This window comes from Streptomyces fildesensis (assembly GCF_016107395.1).
In the GTDB taxonomy this organism is placed as follows: Bacteria; Actinomycetota; Actinomycetes; order Streptomycetales; family Streptomycetaceae; genus Actinacidiphila; species Actinacidiphila fildesensis.
The window spans coordinates 1-1,059 of record NZ_JAAIKO010000135.1; the positions used below are offsets into that span (position 1 = coordinate 1).

Below are 1,059 nucleotides of genomic sequence, written 5' to 3' on the forward strand. Positions count from 1 at the left end.
GGGGTTGTGATCAAGGCTGTGATTCGAGGTGTCGGATCCAGAGGAGGCCGGCACATAATTCGAGTCCGGCCTGGTAGCTTTCGGGTTTTTTGTCGTAGCGGACGGCGAGGCCGCGCCAGTCCTTGATCTTGTTGATGGTGCGTTCGACGCTGTTGCGGAGCTTGTACAGCTGCTTGTCCCAGGTGACGGGCCGCCCGCCGCGTGAGCCGCGGTTCTTGCGGTGGGCGGCCTGATCCTTCTTCTCGGGGATGACCGCTTTGATCCGACGTTTACGCAGGTGGGAACGGTTCTTGCGGGACGAGTACGCCTTGTCGCCCGCGACTGCGTCGGGCCGGGTGCGGGGTCGACCGACTGGGCCGGGGACGCGGATCTTGTTCAGGACGGGGATGAACTGCGGACTGTCCCCGGCTTGCCCCGCGGTGATCTTGAGGGAGAGGGGCAGGCACTGCGGCACGCAGGACAGGTGCGTCTTGGTGGTCAGTCCGCCGCGGGAACGCCCCAGGTCAGCGGCGGCGAGCCGGGCCTTGCGGCGACGCCTCACCCGTCGTCGTTCCTCCCGCTCCGGGTCCGGTTGTCCGTCTTGTTCCTGGCTGGTGCCCCTTTTTCTGCGGCGGCCTTCTCCAACGCGTCCAGGATCTCGGGCTCCACGATCATCCCGGCAGCATCGTGATGGGCCCGGACCGTAGTCGAGTCCACGCTGACCAGCGACAAGTCCACCAAGCCCCGCTTCGCCGCCTCGGCGATCGCACCCTGGAACACCGCGGTGAACACCCCGGCATCCCGCCACTGTCGAAACCGGCCGTAAACGGTCGACCAGTGCCCGAACCGTTCGGGCAACTCCCGCCATTTCGCCCCGTTCCTGAACCGCCACACGACGCCCTCGAAGTGCGCCCGCAGGTTCTCCGGGTACGGCCCGTACTCACCGACCGGCAGGAACGGAGAGACGAACTCCCACTCAGCATCCGAAAGTTGAGGTCGAGACACCCCACCGTTCTACCCCAAAGCCCCCGCCCCTACCGCCCGGGGACCCACGAGATCACAACCCCACACACGCCCTAG

At 66.4% G+C, this 1,059-nt stretch carries 1 pseudogene; it reads right to left on the minus strand.

Features of this window, described 5'->3' with window-relative positions:
• Positions 1-10: 10 nt before the first annotated feature.
• Positions 11-984: pseudogene (locus tag C6N31_RS42245) on the minus strand (IS5 family transposase).
• Positions 985-1,059 lie beyond the last annotated feature (75 nt).